Annotated in this window: 19 protein-coding genes; 9 read left to right on the top strand and 10 right to left on the bottom strand. The window is 63.6% G+C overall.

What is annotated here, in order from left to right; genetic code table 11:
- Nucleotides 1-9: 9 nt before the first annotated feature.
- The 3 genes from RQH14_RS03160 to RQH14_RS03150 all read left to right on the top strand — a co-directional run bounded on the left by RQH14_RS03160 (nt 10) and on the right by RQH14_RS03150 (nt 4,857).
- Nucleotides 10-876: a class II glutamine amidotransferase gene (locus RQH14_RS03160; RefSeq protein ID WP_311211888.1), complete on the top strand. Its 867-nt coding sequence runs from the start codon at nt 10-12 to the stop codon at nt 874-876.
- A 206-nt stretch (nt 877-1,082) separates the two neighbouring features.
- Nucleotides 1,083-3,197 (top strand): DUF222 domain-containing protein, encoded by a 2,115-nt coding sequence (locus RQH14_RS03155; RefSeq protein ID WP_311211887.1) that lies wholly within the window; start codon nt 1,083-1,085, stop codon nt 3,195-3,197.
- A 322-nt stretch (nt 3,198-3,519) separates the two neighbouring features.
- The gene (locus RQH14_RS03150; RefSeq protein ID WP_311211886.1) at nt 3,520-4,857 is read left to right on the top strand and encodes an amidohydrolase family protein; all 1,338 of its coding nucleotides are present in this window, start codon (nt 3,520-3,522) and stop codon (nt 4,855-4,857) included.
- Here the strand turns inward: RQH14_RS03150 and RQH14_RS03145 are convergent.
- Genes RQH14_RS03145 through RQH14_RS03125 form a run of 5 tightly spaced genes read right to left on the bottom strand, consistent with a single transcriptional unit; the run spans nt 4,854 to nt 11,236 of the window.
- On the bottom strand, nt 4,854-5,576 hold the full coding sequence (locus tag RQH14_RS03145) for a DUF624 domain-containing protein (RefSeq protein WP_311211885.1): 723 nt from the start codon (nt 5,574-5,576) through the stop codon (nt 4,854-4,856). The two genes, RQH14_RS03150 and RQH14_RS03145, sit on opposite strands and share 4 nt — an antisense overlap.
- A gap of 8 nt (nt 5,577-5,584) precedes the next feature.
- The gene (locus tag RQH14_RS03140; protein ID WP_311211884.1) at nt 5,585-7,249 is read right to left on the bottom strand and encodes an extracellular solute-binding protein; all 1,665 of its coding nucleotides are present in this window, start codon (nt 7,247-7,249) and stop codon (nt 5,585-5,587) included.
- 5 nt (nt 7,250-7,254) lie between these two features.
- On the bottom strand, nt 7,255-8,124 hold the full coding sequence (locus RQH14_RS03135) for a carbohydrate ABC transporter permease (RefSeq protein WP_311212094.1): 870 nt from the start codon (nt 8,122-8,124) through the stop codon (nt 7,255-7,257).
- Nucleotides 8,125-8,180: 56 nt separating this feature from the next.
- Nucleotides 8,181-9,161: an ABC transporter permease subunit gene (locus tag RQH14_RS03130; protein WP_311211883.1), complete on the bottom strand. Its 981-nt coding sequence runs from the start codon at nt 9,159-9,161 to the stop codon at nt 8,181-8,183.
- The gene (locus tag RQH14_RS03125; protein ID WP_311211882.1) at nt 9,161-11,236 is read right to left on the bottom strand and encodes a beta-galactosidase; all 2,076 of its coding nucleotides are present in this window, start codon (nt 11,234-11,236) and stop codon (nt 9,161-9,163) included. Before RQH14_RS03125 ends, RQH14_RS03130 begins: the two co-directional genes overlap by 1 nt.
- A 445-nt stretch (nt 11,237-11,681) precedes the next feature.
- On the opposite strand from RQH14_RS03125, the gene RQH14_RS03120 reads away from it, so the two are divergent.
- Nucleotides 11,682-12,434, top strand: a complete 753-nt coding sequence (locus RQH14_RS03120; protein ID WP_311211881.1) for a metalloregulator ArsR/SmtB family transcription factor — start codon at nt 11,682-11,684, stop codon at nt 12,432-12,434.
- Between the two features lie 94 nt (nt 12,435-12,528).
- Here RQH14_RS03120 and RQH14_RS03115 read toward each other — a convergent pair whose 3' ends face one another.
- Entirely contained in the window at nt 12,529-13,521 is a 993-nt protein-coding gene (locus tag RQH14_RS03115) for a nucleoside hydrolase (protein ID WP_311211880.1), read from the bottom strand.
- 97 nt (nt 13,522-13,618) lie between these two features.
- Nucleotides 13,619-15,088: an MFS transporter gene (locus RQH14_RS03110; RefSeq protein ID WP_311211879.1), complete on the bottom strand. Its 1,470-nt coding sequence runs from the start codon at nt 15,086-15,088 to the stop codon at nt 13,619-13,621.
- Between the two features lie 135 nt (nt 15,089-15,223).
- Here RQH14_RS03110 and RQH14_RS03105 point away from each other — a divergent pair, with 135 nt between their 5' ends.
- Nucleotides 15,224-15,997 (top strand): GntR family transcriptional regulator, encoded by a 774-nt coding sequence (locus RQH14_RS03105; protein WP_311211878.1) that lies wholly within the window; start codon nt 15,224-15,226, stop codon nt 15,995-15,997.
- A 47-nt stretch (nt 15,998-16,044) separates the two neighbouring features.
- Entirely contained in the window at nt 16,045-16,929 is an 885-nt protein-coding gene (locus tag RQH14_RS03100) for a ribokinase (RefSeq protein WP_311211877.1), read from the top strand.
- 24 nt (nt 16,930-16,953) lie between these two features.
- Here RQH14_RS03100 and RQH14_RS03095 read toward each other — a convergent pair whose 3' ends face one another.
- The 3 genes from RQH14_RS03095 to RQH14_RS03085 form a co-directional block, all read right to left on the bottom strand.
- Nucleotides 16,954-17,238, bottom strand: coding sequence for an acylphosphatase (locus RQH14_RS03095; RefSeq protein ID WP_311211876.1), 285 nt, complete (start codon nt 17,236-17,238; stop codon nt 16,954-16,956).
- Nucleotides 17,239-17,328: 90 nt separating this feature from the next.
- Nucleotides 17,329-18,243, bottom strand: coding sequence for a glycosidase (locus RQH14_RS03090; protein ID WP_311211875.1), 915 nt, complete (start codon nt 18,241-18,243; stop codon nt 17,329-17,331).
- 157 nt (nt 18,244-18,400) lie between these two features.
- Entirely contained in the window at nt 18,401-19,432 is a 1,032-nt protein-coding gene (locus tag RQH14_RS03085) for an adenosine deaminase (protein WP_311211874.1), read from the bottom strand.
- 83 nt (nt 19,433-19,515) lie between these two features.
- Between RQH14_RS03085 and RQH14_RS03080 the strand changes: the two genes are divergently transcribed.
- The 3 genes from RQH14_RS03080 (at nt 19,516) to RQH14_RS03070 (ending at nt 21,995) form a co-directional block, all read left to right on the top strand.
- Complete coding sequence (locus tag RQH14_RS03080) at nt 19,516-20,430, top strand: MSMEG_6728 family protein (protein ID WP_311211873.1); 915 nt, start codon at nt 19,516-19,518, stop codon at nt 20,428-20,430.
- A 120-nt stretch (nt 20,431-20,550) separates the two neighbouring features.
- Nucleotides 20,551-20,943 (top strand): DUF1622 domain-containing protein, encoded by a 393-nt coding sequence (locus tag RQH14_RS03075; protein WP_311211872.1) that lies wholly within the window; start codon nt 20,551-20,553, stop codon nt 20,941-20,943.
- A complete protein-coding gene (locus tag RQH14_RS03070) occupies nt 20,940-21,995 on the top strand; it encodes an alpha/beta hydrolase (protein ID WP_311211871.1) in 1,056 nt (351 codons plus the stop codon). Before RQH14_RS03075 ends, RQH14_RS03070 begins: the two co-directional genes overlap by 4 nt.
- Nucleotides 21,996-22,068: the final 73 nt, after the last annotated feature.

The following is a 22,068-nucleotide window of genomic DNA, read 5'->3' as shown; positions in this document are numbered from 1 at the left end:
AGGTTGGATATGTGCCGACTCTTCGGGCTTCATGCCGGGCCGAGGCCGGTCCGCGCCACGTTCTGGTTGCTGGACGCCCCGGACAGCCTCTCCGTGCAAAGTCAGCGTGAGCCCGACGGCGCCGGCATCGGCACCTTCGATGCGGCCGGCAAGGCCCACGTGGCCAAGCAGCCGCTGGCTGCCTGGGAAGATCACGCCTTCGCCCGTGAAGCTCGGGACCTCAAAAGCACCACCTTCCTGGCCCACGTGCGGTACGCCAGTACTGGCGCACTCACCATGGTCAACACGCATCCATTCGAGCAAGACGGTCGACTGTTCGCGCACAACGGCGTCCTCCATGGGCTCGATCACCTCGATCAGCGGCTCACAGAACTCGGTGTCATGGACCTGGTGCGGGGACAATCGGACAGCGAACGCCTGTTTGCGCTGATTACCGCGGAAACCCGCCGCGCCGGGGGTGACCTGGGGGTCGGCATCACGGAAGCCATCACGTGGATCGCCCGCGAGGTGCCTGTCTTCAGCCTCAATTTCATCCTCACCACGGCAACGGATATGTGGGCCCTCAGATATCCGGACACCCACGAACTCTACGTACTGGAACGGGACCCCGTCGCGCCGGATCCGGAGGCACCACTGGACGCCCGGAGCAGGCGGATCCGCTCTCGCAGCACCGAGCTTTCCCGGCATCCGCACGTCCTCTTCGCCACCGAACCGATGGATCACAACCCAGGCTGGCGCCCTATGGAATCCGGCGAATTGGTCCATGTTGGGCCGGATTTGGCGCTGACGTCTACGGCATCTTTTCCGGATCCCCCGGCCCAGCTGCTCACCCGCGCCGACCTCGAACCTGCCGCGGCTGCATCACAGCAGCCCTGACCGCAACTTCGGCAGTCCGCGCCACAGGCGAGCAATGCACGACGGCGACCTGCCGCAGTCGTGCGTTTTGCGCCGCCGAGCATCGGGCTTCGTTCTCCATCGCTCCGACCTCCTGGAGAACGACTTCCCAATCCTTCTCCCGGCAGTTTTCCACATAGCGCAGATGAGGGCTTATAGCTGTCACACCATGGTGACAAGCTTGATTTATGGATGGCATAGGGCAGATCGTGGCGCGGCGGGCAGGTTCGTCCGGCGCCAGTGAGGTGCCCCCTCACATGCCGTTCTTCTCTGTGGACGTGCCTCCCGGCCCCGCTGCCCGCACATGCCCGACTCCGGCAATCGCCGAAGCGGTTACCGACCGGAACTCCGGGCTGCTTCCGGGACTCGATTCGTTGCCCACTCCCTGTGTTTCTGCGCCTGAGGCACTGCGGGAGGCGGCGCCGTCCGTGGGCCCGCCCGAGGATCGGGGTTCCATGCTCTGGAATCTGCCTTTGAGTGTGCCCGTAACTGGTGCAGCTGTACCAGAAGCGCCGCGAAGGGCGGCGCTGTCCGTGGGCCCGGAATCCGCACCACGGGAAGGGCGGGACTCGTTGTCCGCGGGGCCGCCGTTGCCTGACCTGCCCGCCTTGGAAGCGGCGCTACTTGAGGGTGCTGCCGCAGCGGACGCGCTACGAGCGATAGCCGCCGGTGAAACGCGGTTGTTTGGGTTTGTTGAGGCTGCTGACTTCGCTGGCAGGATCGAGGAGATTTCGCGGTCCTTGGAGTACGTCCAGGTTGTTGCTGCGCAGGCTGTGGAGCGGACACGGGCGGAAGCACTACAGGCCGGTCCGGGGTCCTCGGCGGCAGCGCCGGAATGGCGGACGGGCTGGACTGACGCATCCACGGACGCAACGGATCCGGGGGCAACGGTTCCGGGGGCGGCCAGTGTTCTGGATGACGGGTACCGGAACGCGGCCGAGTTCCTGCGGGCACGGTTAAGGATCGGCATCGGCGAAGCCAAACGCAGGCTCGCGCTCGCCCCCGAGGTCCTCCCCCAGGTCGGCATCGCCGGGCAGGAGATCCCGGCCCGCCGCGACATACTGGCACAAGCGGTTGGTTCCGCGCTGGTGCCCTCCCGGTCCGCGACGATCATCAGCACCGCCCTGGACAAAGTCCGGAACCTCACCGACGAGGACACCCTGACCCGGATGGAACACGCCCTGACCACCACCGCGATCGAAACCGACCCGGACTTCGTCACCAAAATGGCCAAACGCTGGACCGACCTCATCGACCACGACGGCCCCGAACCTTCCGAAGAAATCCTCCGCCAACTCCAAGGCGTGTTCCTGCGCCGCCGACGCCGCCACGGACTGCACCACCTCGAAATCTTCGCCACCGACGAACAATACGAAATCCTCACCACCGCCATGAACGTCGCCACCAACCCACGCCTCACCACCACCAACGAGCCCGGCACCGCGGAGAACACCGACACCGGGGAGAACACCGACACCGGGGACAGCCCCGACAACGGCAAAAGCGCCGGCCCGGACCTGGACCGGCGCACCCGGCCACAGAAATACCTCAACGGCCTCACCGGAGCCTGCAGCCTCGCCATGCGCACAGGAAAACTGCCCTCCAACGGCGGCCTCCCACCCCAACTCACCGTCACCATCGACGAACGCGACCTCTTCGAACGAGTCCAAAACCACCACAACCAGCACAGCACCGGCACCGGGACTGGAACTGGTACAGGGACGGGGACTGCGACGTTCACGGGCCCGATGCACCCGAACACCATCCGCAAAATCGCCTGCGACGCCGAGATCATCCCCGTCCTGCTCGGCAGCGACTCCCGTGTCCTGGGCGTCGGCCGCACCACCCGGATCTTCCCACCCCACATCCGCAAAGCCATCACCGCCCGCGACGGCGGCTGCGCGTTCCCCGACTGCACCATGCCCGCACCCTGGTGCGAAGCACACCACATCACTTACTGGTCCCACGGCGGCACCACCTCAACAGAGAACGGCACCCTGCTCTGCAGCCACCACCACCACCTCATCCACAAGGAACAGTGGCGGATCGACATGGAAACCGGCGTCCCCTGGTTCATCCCCCCACCCCACATCGACCCCCATCGAACACCCCGACGCAACCACCACCACACACCCCACAGAACACAAGAAAGCGTCGGCAGAACAACAACCCGCCCAACACCGGCAACGAACGAAGACTCTCGGGACTGTCGGGACTGCCTGAATAACGGCGTGCGCGGGCCCCGGCCTGATAGTGGGCGCGTCCCGGAATGCCTCTTTAACGGTGTGCGGAGCCCAGCCTGATGCTGGGCGCGTCGTGGACTGCCTCAATAACGGCGTGCGGGCCAGGCCTGATGCTGGGCGCGTCTTGGACTGCCTCAACAACGGCGCGCGCGGGATGCGCCGCGGGCTCGGGCGGGAGTGAACTTGCGGGTCGGAATTTTGGGACGTCCACCAATGAGGTCCACCAAGCAGGCCCACGTCTTGGAATACCAAGCAGGCAAATCTCTTCAGTAAGTTTCAATTATTGCTTGCGTCGCCCCGCAAGCCTAAGGCATTCTGGAATACCAAACGCTTATCCGCAGCAAAGTAGCGGCCCAGCAGCTCGTTCCCCAGGAGTCCAACAATGTGCCTTCACGATCACACCTCAGCACCCAAGCCCCAGGGTGAGTTGCCCCGCCGAGGCATCCTCGCCGGAGCTGCAGCACTGGCCGGGATCTCCGTGGCCGGCATCGCAACACAGTTGGCATCAGCGCCAGCCGCCCTCGCGGACAACGCGAAGTCTGGCCCGAACTACCCCGGACGTCCGTTGACCACCCAGGCGCTCATTATCGAGGGCGGAACAGTGGTGGACCCAAAGACCGGCGACGCTGTGGCAGATGGTGTGGTGGTGCTCGACGGCGGCAAGGTCACCGCCGTCGGTACCCGGGACGAAACGCGCAAGGCTGTTGCCGCCGTCGCGAACCGTGCCCGCAGGCTCAACGCCTCGGGTAAATGGGTCCTGCCAGGACTCGTCGATGCCCACGTCCACGCCAACGCACTGGCCGACGCCCGTGCCCTCCTGCAAGGCGGAGCCACCAGCGTACGCAGCGGTTCGAGCACTTTCTACCAGGACATTGCCCTCGCAGCGCTGCCGTCGTGGGCTCCTGGACTCTCGCCCAGGATGACTCCGGCGGGGCTGTTCATTTCACCGGATCAGGGCGATTCCCTCTTGGCTGATCCGGACTTGGCACCTTTGGCGACGCTCAGCGGTGGCGTGACGGAGCCGCAGGACCTCGCGTACCTGACCCGCATCAACCTCAAGCGCGGCGCCGAGGTCATCAAGACCCGCGCCAACCCGCGGGCGGGCCTTCCGGAGCAGGATCCCCGTGAGTTGGTCTACAACGTGGATCAGCTCGGAGCGATCGTTAAGGCAGCCAAGGGAGCCGGTGTCCTCTGCCATGCCTACAGCGCCGAAGGAATCGACGGCGCAGTCCGCGCCGGGGTCCGCAGCATCGAGCATGGCGTCTTCATGACGGAAAAGACCATCCAGGAGATGGCCCGGCGCGGCACCTTCTTCACACCCACCATGGATGCCATCACCAGCATGGCCCGCTCCTCCAACCCGATCCTGGCCGCACGCGGAACGGAGTACACACCCATCCTTCAGGCCGCGGTGCGCGCAGCCAAGGACGCTGGAGTCACGATTGTGGCCGGCACCGATTCCTTCGGAACGGACGTGACACCGATCGGCACGGAGGCTCGCTTGCTCGCGGAAGCCGGACTGACCCCCTTGGAAGCATTGCAGGCAGCCACCACCAATGCGGCGCGTTTGCTGGGACGCGGCGAAAGCGTCGGTCGCTTGGTTCGCGGCTCCATGGCGGATGTCGTGGTGGTGGATTCGGATCCCCTGACCGATGGCTCGGCCCTGGAAAAGGTCAGCACGGTGATCGCCCAAGGTGCCGTGGTCCGGACGAACCTCTAGCCCGCCGGGGAGGATCCAGCCGCGGGAACTGCTGCGCTGGCAGCCACTGAAACGGTGAACCTTTCCTCCACCAACGCCAGCAGCGGTCGGGAATTCAGGCACAGCAAGTAGACCATCAGGCCGCCGACGAACAACATCAGCCACACGCTGGTGGAGATCATCACGAAGCCCGTAATGAAGAGGATCCCCACGTTTCCCAGTGCCACCCGTTTCCGGACACCAATGCTGTAGATGGACAGCCGGTAGAGGTCCACGGTGCGGAAATCGAAGCGGGAAAGCAGCAGCATCGCGTGCAGGGCAGCCGTGCTCACCAAGAGGCCAAGCCCCACCAGCCCGATCCGGGCAGCAACCGTTTCAGGGTTGCTGCCCGGCAGGCTGGAGAGGTTCGCGACGATGACTGCAAGGAGGGCAGCGTAAGTAAGCCATACCACCAAGGCCTGGCCGAAGTTGCGGTGGTAGGACTTCAGAAAGTCGTGGAATACCCCCGTATCCTCACCGGTGAGAAGTCGATTGAAGGCGTAGCAGGCAGCCACCACCGAGGGGCCCACCAACACGATCCCCAACAACGCCATAGGACCCACGAGTCCAGCCAGCAACGGCATGAGCACTACCAGCGCATTGGCCAGCACCAGCAAAGCCCCACCCACCATCACGCCGTACACCACGCCCGCCGCCCTGAACAACGGGCCGGACCCGTACTGTGCTTCCTTTGCAGCCATCCGAAGAGCTACTTCTTGTCCGCGTACGCTTTGTAGGCTTTGTTCGCCAACTCCACGTATTTCGTCTGGCCCTTGCTGTCGAGTTCCTTGACGTAGGCGTCGAACTCGCCCAGAGCGCGCTGCCCGGTGATGAACTTGAGGGTGTTCTGTTTGACGTGGTCCTTCAGCGGGGTGAGTGCAAGGGTCGCCTGCTCCCGGTCAATGTCGTTGAACGGTACGGGCGGGGGCACGGGGCGTGGCTTCTTGGCCTTCATGGCCTCCTGGAACGCCAATTCCTCGTCATTGAACGTGGACTGCAGCAGTTCCGTGGCGCCGCCGTAGGCGAAGTTGCCGCCGGAAAATCCGTACTCCACCCGGAGGTCCTTGGTGCCGGCGGGATTGAGTCCCTGGAAGTTGATGTCGGAGGCGAGTTGACGCTTGCCGCCGGACTTGGTGAACGTGGTTCCTTCCACGCCCCACTTGCTGAACTCCTGACCGGCGTCGCTGTAGAACAACCAGTCGATGTACTGGATGAGTGCCACGAAACTGTCTTTGTCCTTCACGGACGAGTTCAGCACGATGCCGTTCTCCAACCGGGTTCCACCGATGATGTCTCCTGCCGGGCCACCGGGAACCGTGATCTTGCCGATCTCAAAGTTGCCCTTGCCCAGGGACTGCTCCATGGACGTGCGGTAGGTGATGACATTCTGCGAGTTGGCGCTGATGACGAACGACTTGCCGGACACGAATTTCTGGATGGCGGAGTCGTCGGTCTGGGTGAAGCTTTCAGGGTCCATCAGGCCCTCGGACACCAGGGAGTTGAAGTAGGTCACCAGGTCCTTGAACTTGTCCGAGCCGGCGGCGAAGCCGAACTCCTTCTTGTCCTCATCGAACTGCAGGCCGTCCACCAGCCCCCACCCGGCCTGCGTCCCGAAGGCCGCACTGGAGATGTTCAGGACACTGTCGCCCTTGAACCGGTCGGAGTAGGGCACCACGTCAGGGTAAGCCTTCTTCAGCGAGCGCAGCACGTCACGGAATTCGTCCCAGGTGGTGGGCTCGGTAAGGCCTTCCTTCTTCAGCACATCCTTGCGGAAGCACAGGGAGTAGTCGGGCCAGAGTTCCTCGTGCAGGCCGGGCAGGACGTAGTACTTACCGTCTTCCTGGGTCAGCCCTTCGATCTCAGGCTCCAGCTTCCACTTCTTCACCTTCTCCTGGAAGTGCGGCATCAGGTCCACGTAGTCGCTGACGGGAAGGACGGCACCGGCGGAAACGAACGCTGCTTCCTGCCCTGGGTAGGTCTTGGCGATGATTTCCGGGGCGCTGCCTGAGCTGATGAGCAGGCTGCGCTTCTGCTCGTAGTCGCTGTTGGGCACGATGGTGGGTTCCAAGGTGACGTTGTTGTCGCTGGCCATCTTGGTGAACAGCAGCCAGTCCTTCTTATACGGGTAGGTTGGCTGATCGGAGAACAGGAACGTGAACGTGAGCGGCACCGTCGCCTTGAACGTGTCACCAACGCCGAAGCTGTCCATCGCACCGTTGCGGGACTTGGACGTATCCACCTTTTCGGTGGTTTCGGCGTCGCAACTGGTCAGCATGAGTCCGATGGTGACAACGGAGGCGAGTCCAAGAAAATCGCGCCTACGGAATTCTGGCCTGCGGAGCTCAGGTTTGTGGATCATGGGATGTCCTTTCATAAGGGTTATTCCTTGACGGAACCGAGCATGACGCCCGAGAAGAAGTACTTCTGCACGAAGGGGTAGACGCAAAGGATGGGGATGACGGTCAGGACGATGGTGACCGACTGGATGTTGGCGGCGATCTGGCCGACGTTCTCCGCTGTTCCGCCGGCTGAGCCCGCTGTGGTGACTCCGGCGATCATGTTGCGCAGGTAGATGGTGACCGGGAAGAGGTCCGGATTGTCGAGGTAGAGGAAGGCCTGGAACCAGGAGTTCCAGTTGGCTACTGCGTAGAACAGGATCATGGTGGCCACGATCGCCTTGCTGAGCGGCAGCACCACCCGGAACAGCACCCCGTACTGGGTAAGCCCATCAATCGACGCTGCTTCCTCCAGTTCGCGGGGCATGTTCTCGAAGAAGGACTTCATGATGAGCAGGTTGAACACGCTGATGGCGTTCGGCAGCACCACGGCCCAGATGGTGTCCCGCATGCCCAGGGAACTGATGAGCACGTAGTTGGGAATCAGCCCGCCGTTGAAAAACATGGTGAACACGGCCAGGCCAATGAAGACACTGCGTCCTTTGAGGTCCTTCTTGGCGATGGCGTAGGCGAAGGCGGTGGTGAGGACCATGGAAATGGCCGTTGCCACCACGGTGTACAGGACGGTGTTGCCGTAGTTGTTCCAGAACGTGGAGTCGGCCAGGATCAGCTTGTACGTCTCGGTGTTGAAGCCCATCGGGAACAGGTTGACCTGGCCGGCGTTGATGAACCCTTCGCTGGAGAACGACTGGGCGATGATGTTCAGGAACGGGTACACCGTCAGGAACACCACCAGCAGCAGGAACACCAGGTTGAAGGCCCGGAAGATCCGCATGGCGCGTGAGACTTTCATATCCTTCACCAGGACGCCTTGGACGGCGCCGCCCTTGATGGCAGTAGCTGTCTTGTTCACCACAGGCTCGTTCCTGCGAGGCGCTTTGAGATCGCGTTCGCTGAGAGGATCAGCGTGAGGCCGATGACGGATTCGAACATTCCGATGGCGGCCGCGTAGCTGAAGTTGCTGGATTCCAGGCCCACCCGGTACAGATAGGTGGAGATGACGTCTGAGGTTGCGTAGTTGAGCGGGTTGTAGATGAGCAGGATCTTCTCGAAGCCCACCGCCATGAAGGTGCCGATGTTCAGGATCAGCAGGGTGATGATGGTTGGCCTGATGGCGGGGAGCGTCACGTGCCAGGTCTGTTGCCAGCGGTTGGCGCCGTCGATCCTGGCCGCTTCATACAGCGATTCGTCCACGCGCGTCAGCGCGGCAAGGTAGAGGATGGCGCCCCAGCCCATGGTCTGCCAGACCTCGGAGCTGATGTACATGGGTCTGAACCAGCCAGGATCCTGCGTGAAGTTCACGGTGGTTCCGAACAACGATTCCGCTATTTGGTTCACAGTGCCGGTCATGGAGAAGTTCTGCAGGATCATGCCGGCGATGATCACCACGGACATGAAGTGCGGCAGGTAGGCCACGGTCTGGACGAACTTCTTGAACTTCTGCGACCTCAGCTCGTTGAGCATCAGCGCGAAGATGATGGGCATCGGGAAGCAGAACACCAGGGTCAGGACACCAAGGATGATGGTGTTCTGGAAGGCCTGCCAGAAGCTGGGATCGTTGATGAACAGGGTGATGTATTTGAAGCCCACCCACTTCTCGCCGAAGATGCTGCCTCCGGGCTGGAACTGGCGGAACGCGATCACGTTGCCGGCCATGGGCAGGTATCTGAAAATCAGGAGATACAGCAGCGGCAGTGCCAGCAGCGTGTACAAGCGCCAGTCGCGTTTGAGTGCCAACTTCCAGCTCCCGGGCTTGTTGCGCCGCTTCTTTGCCGATGCCGGTTCAGGGCCCGCCACCGCCTTGGGTGGAACATCCAGTCGTAATGCCATCAGTCCGCCGCCCGTCCTGCAGTTTCCTCGAGAATCAGGACACCGTTGGCAGGGAGCTCAACCAGCCCGGTGACCGCGCGTCCGCTGAGGCGGTCCGTGCCGCCGTCGAGCACGTCAACGCCGGACGGCGCATCGTTGTGGTTGAGCACCATGAGGAAGCTCTTGTTGGTGCCGTCAGCGGCAACGGAAGCACGACGCCGGACCTGGACTCCCGCGGGCGCCTTCAGTTCCGGCTCCACACCAGCCGCGCGGAGTTGGTCTTCCAGGAACTGGTTCAGCAAGTCCTCGTCAACGCGTGCCGACACGTACAGTGCGGTGCCCAGACCAAAGGAATTTCGGGTGACGGCCGGAGCGCCGGCAAGGCGGCCCGAGGAGTAGCTGGCCAGGACCTCCGCGGATTCGGCGTGCACATGCTCAGTCCAGTAACTCGCGGAGGAGGTGCCGCCGTCGGGCGTTGAGAGCTTTACTTGCTCGTCCGCGCCGGCGAGCGGGTGCATTTCCTCGCTCCAGGCACCGAGGACGTTCCTCAACGCGCCCGGGTAGCCGCCCAGCCGGATGGTGTTGTCCTGGTCCACGATGCCCGAAAGGTAGGAGACCACCAGCCGTCCGCCGTCGGCCACGTAGTTCTCAAACCCGGAAGCAGCAGCGTCGGTGAGGAGGTACGACGCCGGCATGATCACCAGGCTGTACCCGGAAAGGTCGCTGTTGGCGTTGACGAAATCAACAGTGATGTTGGCCTCGAACAAGGGACGGTAGAACCGCAGGACTTCCTGCGCGTAGTTCAGGTCCGACCTCGGCGAGTTGCCGAGCTCCAACGCCCACCAGCAGTCCCAGTCGAAAACGATGGCCACCTTGGCCGTGGACCGTGTGTCCGTCAGGTCGCCGAGGGACTTCAGTTCCTGGCCGAGCTGGCACACTTCCCGGAAGATCCGGGTGTTCGGGCCGGCGTGGTTGACCATGGCCGAGTGGTAGCGCTCGGTTCCGCCTTTGGCTTGCCGCCACTGGAAGAACAGGATGGAATCTGCGCCCTGGGCGATGGCCTGGTAGGAGCCGAGCCGCATCTTGCCCGGAAGCTTGGAGACGTTGACGGACCACTGGCTGACCGCGCCGGTGGCTTGCTCCATCACCATCCATGGCTGGCCGTGCCGGAGTGATCGCATGAGGTCGAAGTTCAACGCTGCCGCAATGTGGGCGTCTTCCTCGCGGGGGTCCGGGTAGATGTCCAGCGCTGCGGCGTCTTCCTCAGCGGCCCAGGCCCAGTAGTCGTTGGTCTTGTAGAAGCGCATGAAGTTGGTGAGGATCGGAAGATCCGGGCTGTGACGGCGAAGGACGTCCCGCTCGGCCTTGAAATGTTCCAGCATGCTGTCCGACGTGAAGCGGTGGAAGTCCAGGCGGCGTGACGGGTTGGACCAGGTGCGGGGTTGGGCGGGGACGCGGACCTGGTTCCAGTCGGAGTAAAGCTGGCCCCACACCGTGGTGCTCCACGCTTGGTTGAGTTCATCCAGGGACGAGTACTTTCGCTGAAGCCATTCCCGGAACGCCTTCTCAGCCCAGGGCCCATAGGACACCGGACCGTATTCGTTGCCGACGTGCCACATCCGCAGAGCTGGGTGGCTGGCGTAGCGCTCCCCCATCTTCTCCGCGAGGGCCAGTGATTTGGCCCGGTACACGGGGTGGGAAACATCGAAGTGCTGCCTGGATCCGAAGCCAAAAATGCTGCCGTCGGGGCGCTCCGGCATGATGTCCGGGTGCTGCTCCACCAACCAGGCCGGCGGCACGGCGTCCGGTGTTGCCAGGTCAACGCCGATGCCGTGCGAGTGCATCAGGTCCATGACGTCGTCCAGCCAACCAAAGTCGAACACGCCATCGCTGGTCTCCAGGCGGCTCCAGGAAAAAACCGCCAGCGTCACCAGGTTGACCCCGGCCTGCTGCATGAGTTGTGCGTCCTCGAGCCACACTTCGCGGGGCCATTGCTCGGGGTTGTAATCCCCGCCATAGGCTATGCCGCCTATTCGTTGGTGCAGTTGCTGCAGCCGCGCCTCGGCTGTCCGCAAGTCCTCAGGGTGGATGGTCATCGTTGTCCTTCACTCGGCCTTCGTCGCCCACATCGCAGTGCGACGCACATCACAGAGAGAAACTATCGTAAAGTTTACGCAATAACAACAGGCTGGTATCGGAAACTCATGAGTAACCTTGAGGCCCTGAATTCCAGTCGCTGCCGCCTCAATGGGGGTGTTTCGGAGCAACAAATCGCAGTCGTAGCGGGCCAAATTGCATGGGTTATCAAGGAAGTTTCCGATGAAGTATGGAAACTATCGGAGGTACCGCCGGTCGAAGCACCCGTGCCAGGCGGGCCGCTACGCTGCCGGGCGCTGCCGAGTTCGCGCGAAGCCTGCGGGATCACTGGGAAAGGAACGGCGATCTCACGCGCTTCCCACGATCTCGCCGCCATCCCCCGCCCACCGAGGACCAGGTTCGAAGCCATTGACACGTGACCAAATGGTCACCTATCCTGAGGCCATGGACACCGTGTTCAAGGCCTTGGCAGACCCCACCCGCAGGGAATTGCTGGACGAACTGTTCCGCAAGGATGGCCAGTCCGCGTCCGCTTTGGGAGCCCGGTTCGAGATGACCCGTTTCGGCATCGCCAAGCACCTCAAGCTGCTGGAAGATGCCGGATTGGTGGTCACCCGCCGTCGGGGTCGTGAAAAGCTGCACTTCCTGAACCCGGTACCCATCCGCCTCATCCACGATCGCTGGGTGAGTAAATACGCAGAACCATGGGCCGCTGCCCTCAGCGACCTCAAATCCAGATTGGAAAGTCCCATGGAAAAGATCTTCGAGATTTACATCAAGACCACTCCGGAACGGCTCTGGGAAGCCATCACGGACAGCGACATCCGCAGCAAGTACCAGTTCGGAAACACTTTTACCTCGGACTGGACACCCGGTAGCCGCTTCGAGATGCACAACGCGAATGCCGGCGCACCGCTCGGCGAGGGCGAGAACATCGAAGTCGATCCCCCGCGACGCCTCGTCCAAACCATGCGTGCGCTGTGGGGCGACGACGTGAAGGCCGAGGGAACGTCGCGCATCACGTGGGAAATCGAACCCGTGGGCGACTCATGCCACCTCACCGTCACGCACGATCAACTCCGCGAAGGCGCCAACGACCAACTCTACGGAGGCTGGCCCATGATCCTGTCCGGCCTCAAAACCTGGCTGGAAACCGGCGAAAAGCTCACCACGCCCGGCTCGCTCATGTACACGTAGGCACAGCTTTTGCGCACAGGCAGAACAGCTTAAACGCGGACGACGACGGCGGGCCGCTGCCGCCGTCGTCGTCGATGCCCCAGTCTCCCGCCCGTTAGGCGACGGGCACGGTCTCCTGCTCTTCAGTAAGCCAGGCCGCCTGCAAAGTACCCAGCAGGTGCGGTGCGAAGTCCTCGCCAATTTCCATCACTACCCGGCAGCGGGCACCGCGCTGCTCCGGGAAGCCGGCGTACTGTCCACGGAGATCGCACACAGTCTGGCCGCGACCGGGTCCGTCCGTGGTGTCCACCTGGACCCGAACGGTGGGAGCCAGGGTCAATTCCACTCCACTGACGGCGATGGCCGCGGCGAGGGGATCGTGCATCGCCGAGCATGCCCGGCCGAAAATGTCGATGTAGAAGCCGAAGTAGTAGCCCAGCATTTCTCCGAGTGCCTGCGACACCGGGTGGTCGGTGGCCAGCAGTTCCTGCCGGTGATTCTCTTCGAGGACGTTGGCCATGGTGACGTCCAGGGGTACCAGGGTGACGTTCCAGTCGGCAGCCAGCACCTCAGCAGCGGCCTCGGGATCGTTGGCGATGTTGGCTTCGGCCACCGGCGTGATGTTCCCCGGGGCCAGCGCCGCGCCACCCATGATGGTGACCTCGGCAATGAGCTCGGGCAGCTTGGGTTCCAGGCGCAGCGCCTCGGCAATGTTGGTCAGCGGGCCAATGGCCACCAGACGCAACTCCCCCGCATATTGGTGGGCCAGCTGGATCAACAGTTCGGCAGCGGTGGCTTTCACCGGTTCGCGGTCCGACTGAGCCAGGTCCACTCCGCCGATTCCGTTGTCGCCGTGGACGTGCGGGGCACCGCCGTGGAAGGTGCCCACCTGCGGATCGTGCGCGCCGACAGCCACCGGAATGTCCGGGTAGCCGGCCAGGTTCAGCAGGTCCAGGGTGTTCCGGGCCCCGCCGGCCGCGCTGACATTGCCACTGACGGTGCCGATTCCTACCAGCTCCGCCCGCGGAGAGGCCAGGAGGTAGGCGAGGGCGAGGGCGTCGTCGATGCCGGTATCGCAGTCAAGGAAGAAGGGTGCGGACTGGGTCATGATGGTCTCTCGTTTCAGGATGGAGCGGACTGCTTGTTGGGCGGGTGGGGTGAGGCTCTGGTGCGTGGCACGCTGAGCCGCGTGCCGACGTCGTGCGCTAAATCTTTTCGCCCTTGGGAGCCGCGATGAACAGGCTGACGATGAAGGCCAGAGCAGTGATGGACACTGAGATCCACAGAGCTGTGGAGTACCCGGCAGCGGTGCCGAGGCCCGCGAACGGGGCAACAATCACGACGCCGAGGCTCGCCCCGATGCCGAACGAGGCACCGTTGATGCCTGGCAAAGCGGCCGGTGCTTCCTTGGGCGACAGCAGGACGGACAGGCCGTTGATGGCCGTGAGGAAGAAGCCGTTGTAGAAGATGCCCAGGGCGGCGATCGCAATCAGGACGGCCACTTGGTGATGCGAGAACAGTGCTGCGGCGATCGCGCAGGCGAGGCTGGTTGCAGTGCCGACCCGGACGGTCTTGATCCAACCGCGGCGGTCGGCGATCCAACCGGCGAGCGGTGCGGCGAAGACGCCGATCAGAGCAGCCGGGGTGAGGAAGAGCAGGGCGGCGACCGACGCGGACAGGCCGAAGCCGTTTTCCTTGTCCTGGCTCAGCAACACCACGGTGAAGTTGATGATGGCAAAGATTCCGGCGAGCGTCAGCACGGTGGTGGCGATGACGGGCCAGACCTGGCGTGAACGGAGGTGGTGAACTGCCACCAGCGGAGTTTCGCGCTTCTTCTCGATGAGCCAGAACGCGGCAAAGGAAACGATGCTGCCAGCGAGCAGGCCGAGGGCGGCAGGCGAGGTCCAGCCGGCCGAAGAACCCGTGGAGACAAAATAGGTGATGAAGACCAGGAACACGGACAGGGAACCTGCGCCCCACCAGTCCATCCGGCCCGGAGCCGCAGCGGACTTGCCGCCGGGGACCACTTTGATGACGCAGACGACGGCGATCGCAGCCAGTACCAGGACAGCGACGAAGATCGACTGGAAGCCAAGGGTCTCGGCCATGAGTCCGCCGAAGTAGCCATCCACTCCGCCGACTCCACCGTTGATGGCAGCGATGATGCCGATGGAGGTGCCGAAGAGCCGGGCCGGCAGGTACTCATTGAGGACGATGTAGGACAGCGCAAAGATGGCACTGGAGACACCCTGCAGGAAGCGGCCGGTGACCAGCAGGGGCAGGGTGGGCGCGAAAATGCACAGCACCGTTCCTGCGCCCATGATCGCCAGGACCAGGAGGAGGGCATTGCGGCGGCCGATGAAGTCGCTCCATCGGCCGATGACCGGACCGGAGATGGCGCCGGCAAGGAAGAACATCGATTGAACCTGCGCCACGGCTTCAGGTGTTTCGCCGAAGAAGGAGCCGATATGCGGGAGTGCCGGAGTGATCATGCTGGCGTTGAGTTGGAAGGCCAGCACTGCCAGGACCAGCGTGGTGATCAGCAGGGCGGCGGCTTTGCCGTGGAAGCGGCCTTCGTCCGTGGCTGCTGCCGGTGTCTGCGTCGATGCTGGGGCCTGCGGGTCGACGGGCTGCGGGTCGACCGTCTGCGGGCCTGTGGCGGTGGGGATGTTCACATCAAACTCCTTTGTCCGAGGGCGCTGGGCGGCGCCACGAGATGTGAGTTGTTATACAAGCATGTATTACGAGCTTGTGCAACCTGTCACACTCATCCGGTACAGTGTCGGTAACCCATCTCAAGTGAGGCACCCTTGACCGACAACGCCGTCCAGTTCCTGTCACGACCCATCGCCACCCAGCCAGGTCAGCCTTTGCGCGTCGCGGCCTACTCCCGCATCGCCGAGGCCATCCGCACCAAGATCCTGCCGCCAGGCTCGCTGCTTCCCACGGAGACCGAGCTGGGCACCATGATGGACGTCAGCCGCACCGTGATCCGGGAAGCGCTGATGTTGCTCGAAGAAGACGGACTCACCCGGGCACGCCGCGGTGTGGGCCGCTTCGTAGCGGATTCGCTCCCCCGCATCGGCATCGAACACATTCGTCCGTTCGACCAACTCCTTGGCGGGCCGGACCAAGACATCCAGGTCAAGCGGGTCGCCGCCATCAAGCAGCCTGCGTCGGAATTCGTGGCTCCTGGCATCGGCGTGCAGCCCGATGAGGACGTGTGGTTCTGGGAAAGCGTGCTCATCAGGAACGGCGAACCTGTTGCCCACCTCCAGGAAAACGTGGCCCAAGGAATCCCTGAAGCCCAGGCCCTGGCCGAAGCGGCAGAGGCTCCCACTCTTTCCGCGTCCACGCTCCTGGAGGTCCTCGGCGGTCTTCCCGGAGTTTCCCTCGGTCCCGGCGAATGCGAAATCAGCCTCAGCACCGCAGGTCCCAGCCGCGCCAAGTTGCTGGGCCTCCGCCCGTCCGATCCCGTACTTGTCCTCACCCAATACGTGCGCCGGAGCGGCAACGCCTTCTACCTCGCCAAATGCCTGGTGGCTGCCAAGGCCGGCCACCTCTCCGTCATCCAGTCCTCCTGACTTTCCCCTGATTTCCTGAACCGACCTTCACCCGTAAAGGACCTTCCATGAGCACGTCCCCTCAGTTTGCTGCGCCCTCATCCCTGACCGTGGTGGGCAGCATCAACCTCGACATCACCGCCACCGCCGGCCGGCTCCCCTCCCCGGGCGAAACCGTGGGCGGCGGCATCCTCCGCCAGCAGCCCGGCGGCAAAGGCGCCAACCAAGCTGTCGCGGCGGCCCGGCTCGCGGGTACGTCCCGCATGGTGGGGGCAGTCGGCCAGGATGACGCGGGCCTCGGCCTCATCAGCGCGATGTCAGGTGCCGGCGTCGACGTCCAGGACATAGCCCGCGTGGACGCCGCTACCGGCACCGCGCTGGTACTGGTGGACAGCGAGGGCGAGAACCAGATTGTGGTGTGCCCCGGCGCCAACGGTTCCGTGTCCTTGGAAGGCGTGAGCTTCGGTGCCGACGAGGCTGTCCTCTGCCAGCTCGAAGTGAACCAGGACGTGGTGTTGGAGGCCGCCCGGCGCGCAACGGGTTTCTTCGTCCTGAACGCCGCTCCGGCGGCGCCAATCATTCCCGAACTTTTGGAACGCTGCAACCTGGTGATCGTGAACGAGACGGAGTATGAGCTGATTCCCGCCCTTCGCGACGCTCCCTTGGTTGCCGTCACCTACGGTGGCGACGGCTCGGCAATCTTCGTCGATGGCGAACGGGTGGCCGAGGCCCCTGCCGTGCGCGTCACTGATATTGCCAACACCATCGGCGCAGGGGATGCATTCTGCGCTGCCCTGGTCCTGGCACTTCAGTCCGGGCTGGAGTATTCGCACGCCCTTGCAGTGGCAAATGCCGTTGGCGCGGACGCTGTCCGGGATGCTTCATCGCAGCCCGCGCTGAAGCCTCTGGAGCACTACATTGAGGCGACGCGGACTGCTGTTCAGCCTGCCTGAGTCAGCCTGGGATCGGTTCGGCCCCTAGCCTTCAATCCGGAAGTCTTCGAACTCCCCTGTTGCTTCGCAAAGCTGGAAGTCGACGTCCGCCACGCGGCCCGGGGCCCGCGACGAACGGAGCCACTTCATGAGGTGCTCAACATCGGCGCCAGTTCCCTCGGCAACCAACTCCACCGAGCCGTCGGGGCTGTTGCGCACCGTTCCCTTCAGCGTGAGTTCGTCGGCTTTCCGGGCAGTCCAGTAGCGGAATCCCACGCCTTGGACCACGCCGGTGATGCGGGCTGTGACGCGCTGGGCTTCGTCAGTCATGGAACCACCTTAACGAAACCTGCCCCTGTCCGTCCCACTCATCGTTCAACGGGTTGTGGGACGAACAAGGGCAGGTTTCGAACCGGAAAACTAGCCGACCACGATGTCCCGCGTCTCGTGGCTGTACGTGATGGTGACCGGGCCGCCGTCGTGGTTCAACTCGTGGTTGGCACCATCGCGCGCCCCGAACGCACCGTAGTTCTCATCCCACGAACGGTTGAGCGCGATCTTGTACGTGTAGAAACCGGCGGGCAGTTCAGCCGTGATGGTCCACACCTGAACCAGCGGGTTGAACTCCATCTGGGCTTCGTCGTACTGCGGCGCCCAGTCCTCGGGAGCTCCCAGGATCTTGTTGAAGTCCCCGGCGATGGCCACAGCATCCGGCTGCGGCACGGTCTCGACGGCGTGACGCAACCCTGCCTTGGCCGGCGCCTTGCGGGTGGCTTTCTTCGCGGCCGGTGCCTTGGTGGCTGTGGCGGCCTTGGCCTTGGGTGCCGACACCTTTGCGGCGGCAACCTTTGGCTCCGCTACGTCGGTAGCCGCGACCTTCGGAGCAGCCGCTTTCCTCGGAGCCGCAGCCCGTTTAGTGGCTGCTGCCTTCTTGGCCGTAGTCTTCGCAGGCAGTGCCGTCGCAGGCGGGGCCGTCGGAACGGGAACGTCGGCTGGAACCGGGGTTCCGGCGTCGAGCGCTGCTCCGAAAGCGGCCGCATCCGGGAAAGCCACGGTCGCACGCAAGCCGTCCTCCGGAATGGTCCAGCCGGAACGGCCCTTGACCAGCCATCCGGCCTTCACCAGCTTGGCCGATGCCGAGGTGAGTGTCTTGTGGCCGCGGGGGATGCCGCCACTAAGAAGTTCAGCCTCGTGATCATTGAAAGGTACGCGGACGATCGCTTCGGCCAGGACTTCGCCGGCGTTGAGGGTTTTCTCGGACCACACGCTTTCAGCGAGGATGTCCAGTACGGCCTTCAAACGAAGGTTGGTGTTCTCGGCGGTGTTCGCGCCCATGCTTCTCCTTCAACGGGTGAATACTCTCTTGCAGTTTGCCAATGAATTGTTAATTCCCGCGACTGCAGAAGGTAAACACCGTGTGTCGTGACCGAGTGTGACATCCCGGACGCCGCAAGTGATCTACGGGTATCGGCTGACTGGGTCCATGGGCCGTTTAGGCGTGGGGAACCGAAGCCTTCACCCACTCGGTGACCTCGTCCAGCAACACCGACTTCCGGGCGTCACTGGCGAACGAAGCACGGATGGAGTTTGCCGCCAACGTGGCCTGTTCCGGCACGGAGAATTCCAGGACCTTGGCCAGTTGTTCAAAGTTGTCGTCCACATAGCCACCGAAATAGGCGGGGTCGTCGGAGTTCACGCAAACGTTCAGGCCGATGGCGAGCATTTCGGGCAAGGGGTGGTCAGCCAACTTGTCCACTGCGCGCAACCTCACGTTGGAGAGCGGGCACACGGTCAGTGGGACCTGCTCCGCCACCAAGCGCTGGACCACGTCCGTGTCTTCCATGCACCGGATGCCATGATCAATCCGCTCCACGTGGAGCACGTCCAGGGCCTCGGTGATGTAGCTGGCCGGGCCTTCCTCGCCTGCGTGGGCGATCCTGCGCAGCCCGGCCTCGCCGGCGCGCTGGTACAGGCGTTCAAATTTCGACGGCGGATTACCCACCTCCGCGGAGTCCAGCCCGATGCCCACAATCGGTGCATGCATGGCAAGGAGCTGGTCCAGGACCTCCAGGGCAGAGTCCTCGGACATGTCCCGCAGGAACGCGGCGATGAGGAGGGTGGAGACGCCAAAGTCTTCTTCGGAGGTGGACAAGGCGTTGGCCACGCCGTTGACGCAGGTTTCCAGTGCCACACCCCGGGAGATGTGGGCTTGGGGGTCCATCATGATTTCCGCGTGACGCACTCCCCCGGCGGCTGCCCGCTTCAGGTAGGCACGCGTCATGTCGGTGAAGTCCTGCTCGGTCTGCAGAACAGCCATGTTGGCGTAGTAGAGGTCCAGGAAGGACTGCAGATCCGTGAACTCGTACTTTTCGCGCAGTTCCTCGATGTCTTCGTACGGCAACTCGATGCCGTTTCGTTCGGCCAGGGCAAAGATCAACTCTGGCTGGAGAGTCCCTTCGATGTGCAGGTGCAGTTCGGCAACCGGGGGCGCCGTGGTGACAGTTTTCTCGTCAAAAGTTTCCACCCTGCAACTCTAGGCCCCAACAATGGCACGTGTCCCGGAGCACTCAACTTGGTTCTCACGCCCGGCACCCTCAAACTGAAAGGATGCAGACTTTCCTCCCCTTCGCCGATTTCCGTGAGAGTGCCAAGGCGCTCGACACCTCAAGGCTCGGCAAGCAGCGCGTCGAAGCACTCCAGGTCCTCCGCGCTTTGGTGATCCCGGAGTACGGTTGGCAGCAGCACCCGGCCGTCCGCATGTGGATGGGCCACGTCCCTGCCCTCACCATGTACGGCCTGGCCATGGCAGATGAATGGATGGACCGCGGGCACCCGGACAACACGCGCGCGAACATCGCCGAGTTCGCCCCGCAGGCAGCCCACCCGGACTACGCCTCCCGGATTGTCATGCCGCCTTGGCTCGGACACGAGGACCTGCACCTCAGCCACCGCTCCAAGCTGCTGGGCAAAGACCCCAAGCACTATGCGCAGATTTTCCCCGGCATCGAGGAAAAGCTGGAATACGTGTGGCCTGAGCCCAAGCACGAGTTCCACCCGGAGGACCCGGAAGAGGACCGCCTCCTGATCCTGCGCTCCAACGTGGAGGACCTCCGCCCGGAGCAGCTCACCACCGTCAGCATGCCGCCGCACGGCAAGGCCAAGTCCACGCCTGTTGCAGACCCCGACGAGTACCAGTTTGTTTACGCGGAGGAGAAGTCCCGCCGGCAGGTAGGCGGCCCCAAGAAACGTCCGGTCGCACCGCGCGAGAAGAAGCCCACGCGGAAGCGCCAGGCACAGGAGCAGGCCTTCAACACGTTGCCCGGCAAAACCGAGCTGGCCGTCCCGTTCGATGATGGCCAGACGTTTGCTGTTGGCTTGATCCAGGGGCGGCCCATCACGGTGGCCGGCCGTTTCGCCCGCAACTTCGAGGTCACCAACGTGATCAAGCGCTCCGACTTCGACTACCCCGCGCTCCTGCAGGATCCCCGGGTCTTCTTCCCGGTCCCGGCACCCGCGCTGTAGCGGCACCTCCCAACGACGCACGACGGCGGCAGTCTGGTTCCGTTTCGACGGAACCTTGGCTGCTGCTTTCGTCGTGTGTCCTGTGAGACGGTGGGTGCACGCACCTACGCAGGGAGTGTCATGGATTTCCAGCACATCATCGAAGCAGTCGGCCGGTACATGGACTTCGCCGGGGTAGCGGTCATGGTGATCGGAGCCTTGGTTTCCGTTCCGATGGCCCTGCGCGGGTATCAACCCAAACGGGCGCAGGGGCTCACGCCGTTCTCCCCGTACCGCTCCTACCGGCAGTTGTTGGGCCGTTCCATCCTGTTGGGGCTGGAACTCCTGGTGGCCGCCGACATCATCCGAACCGTCGCGGTCACTCCCACCTTTGAGAGCGTCGGTGTTCTGGCGATTATCGTGCTGATCCGGACCTTCCTGAGCTTCTCCCTTGAGCTTGAAATCACCGGCCGCTGGCCATGGCAAAAGGAAAAGGACGCCGACTCTGGCGAACCGCTACGATCACAGTCATGACGCAGCCGTGGAAACCGGACATTCTTGGCGAAGGCTTTGAGCAGCAAACGCTCAACCTCGACGGCGGCGCTGACGCCACGTTGGTTCGCTACCTCGGCGCTGACGGGCAGGGCCTGGACACCGGCGCTCCGTGGCTGGACGCTGCTGAAGCCCCTGGCCTCGATGCCGATGTCCTTTACGTTCACGGCTGGTCCGACTACTTCTTCCAAAAGCACCTAGCCGAGTTCTGGCACCGGGCCGGCGCACGCTTCTACGCCCTGGACCTGCACAACTACGGCCGCAGCCTGAGCCCGGGCATGGTCCCGGGCTTCGTCACCAACCTGGCCGACTACGACGCCGACATCGCAGCAGCACTGTCAGAGATGGGCCGCTCCGGTGTTCCTGGCCAAGGCATCCCTGGCCACGATCGGCCGCTCATTCTCTTGGGCCACTCCACTGGCGGGCTCACGCTCAGCCTGTGGGCTGCCCGCCATCCCGGAATGGCGTCGGCGTTGATCCTCAACAGTCCGTGGCTGGAATTCCAGGCGACTGAGCTGGGCAGACGGGCGATCGCTCCCTTGGTGGGGCTCCACGCCCGGCTCCACCCCCTGGCGCCACTGCCGCCAGTGGATCCGGGGATCTACACCCGGGCCGTGTCAGCCACTTTGGATGGTGAGTGGAACTACAACCTCGAGTGGCGGCCAGACCGGGGCTTCCCGGTTACTCCGGCCTTCCTCGACGCCGTGTTCCGCGGCCAAGCCACCGTGGCAGCAGGTCTGGGCATCGACGTTCCCGTGCTCGTCCTTCTCTCGGACAAGAGCTATCTGCAGCCAAAGTGGTCCGCTGATGCACTCACCGCCGACGTCGCCCTCAACGTGGACGCCGTGGCCCACCGCTCGCTGTCCTTGGCGGACACCGTCACGGTGAGCCGGCTGCCGAACGCGTTCCACGACATCTTCCTCTCACCGGAACCGGTGAGGCGAGAGGCCTTCGAACGCATCGGACGCTGGCTGCCCATGGCCCTCCAGCCCTCGGATGCGGAGGTGTGGGAAGCCAGGACCGCGGGTTTGTAGCCCACGCGCGCTGGGCAAACCCGGCCTTGTTCGTCCGCCTCACCGTAGTGGGGACTGTCAGGCGAACAAGACG

This window comes from Arthrobacter sp. WCS2018Hpa-7, assembly GCF_031843805.1.
In the GTDB taxonomy this organism is placed as follows: Bacteria; Actinomycetota; Actinomycetes; order Actinomycetales; family Micrococcaceae; genus Arthrobacter.
The sequence above is the reverse complement of the archived record's forward strand: the minus strand, read 5'-3'. Positions and strand labels throughout refer to the sequence as shown.

What these genes read in the sequence shown, in the direction of transcription:
- RQH14_RS03145 (WP_311211885.1), bottom strand. Translation starts at nt 5,576, where the DNA reads ATGGCTGCAAAGGAAGCACAGTACGGGTCCGGCCCGTTGTTCAGGGCG.
- RQH14_RS03115 (WP_311211880.1), bottom strand. Translation starts at nt 13,521, where the DNA reads ATGACCCAGTCCGCACCCTTCTTCCTTGACTGCGATACCGGCATCGAC.
- RQH14_RS03120 (WP_311211881.1), top strand. Translation starts at nt 11,682, where the DNA reads ATGGACACCGTGTTCAAGGCCTTGGCAGACCCCACCCGCAGGGAATTG.
- RQH14_RS03160 (WP_311211888.1), top strand. Translation starts at nt 10, where the DNA reads ATGTGCCGACTCTTCGGGCTTCATGCCGGGCCGAGGCCGGTCCGCGCC.
- RQH14_RS03135 (WP_311212094.1), bottom strand. Translation starts at nt 8,124, where the DNA reads ATGAAAGTCTCACGCGCCATGCGGATCTTCCGGGCCTTCAACCTGGTG.
- RQH14_RS03090 (WP_311211875.1), bottom strand. Translation starts at nt 18,243, where the DNA reads ATGGGCGCGAACACCGCCGAGAACACCAACCTTCGTTTGAAGGCCGTA.
- RQH14_RS03155 (WP_311211887.1), top strand. Translation starts at nt 1,083, where the DNA reads ATGGATGGCATAGGGCAGATCGTGGCGCGGCGGGCAGGTTCGTCCGGC.
- RQH14_RS03080 (WP_311211873.1), top strand. Translation starts at nt 19,516, where the DNA reads ATGCAGACTTTCCTCCCCTTCGCCGATTTCCGTGAGAGTGCCAAGGCG.
- RQH14_RS03130 (WP_311211883.1), bottom strand. Translation starts at nt 9,161, where the DNA reads ATGGCATTACGACTGGATGTTCCACCCAAGGCGGTGGCGGGCCCTGAA.
- RQH14_RS03075 (WP_311211872.1), top strand. Translation starts at nt 20,551, where the DNA reads ATGGATTTCCAGCACATCATCGAAGCAGTCGGCCGGTACATGGACTTC.
- RQH14_RS03140 (WP_311211884.1), bottom strand. Translation starts at nt 7,249, where the DNA reads ATGAAAGGACATCCCATGATCCACAAACCTGAGCTCCGCAGGCCAGAA.
- RQH14_RS03125 (WP_311211882.1), bottom strand. Translation starts at nt 11,236, where the DNA reads ATGACCATCCACCCTGAGGACTTGCGGACAGCCGAGGCGCGGCTGCAG.
- RQH14_RS03070 (WP_311211871.1), top strand. Translation starts at nt 20,940, where the DNA reads ATGACGCAGCCGTGGAAACCGGACATTCTTGGCGAAGGCTTTGAGCAG.
- RQH14_RS03150 (WP_311211886.1), top strand. Translation starts at nt 3,520, where the DNA reads ATGTGCCTTCACGATCACACCTCAGCACCCAAGCCCCAGGGTGAGTTG.
- RQH14_RS03100 (WP_311211877.1), top strand. Translation starts at nt 16,045, where the DNA reads ATGAGCACGTCCCCTCAGTTTGCTGCGCCCTCATCCCTGACCGTGGTG.
- RQH14_RS03095 (WP_311211876.1), bottom strand. Translation starts at nt 17,238, where the DNA reads ATGACTGACGAAGCCCAGCGCGTCACAGCCCGCATCACCGGCGTGGTC.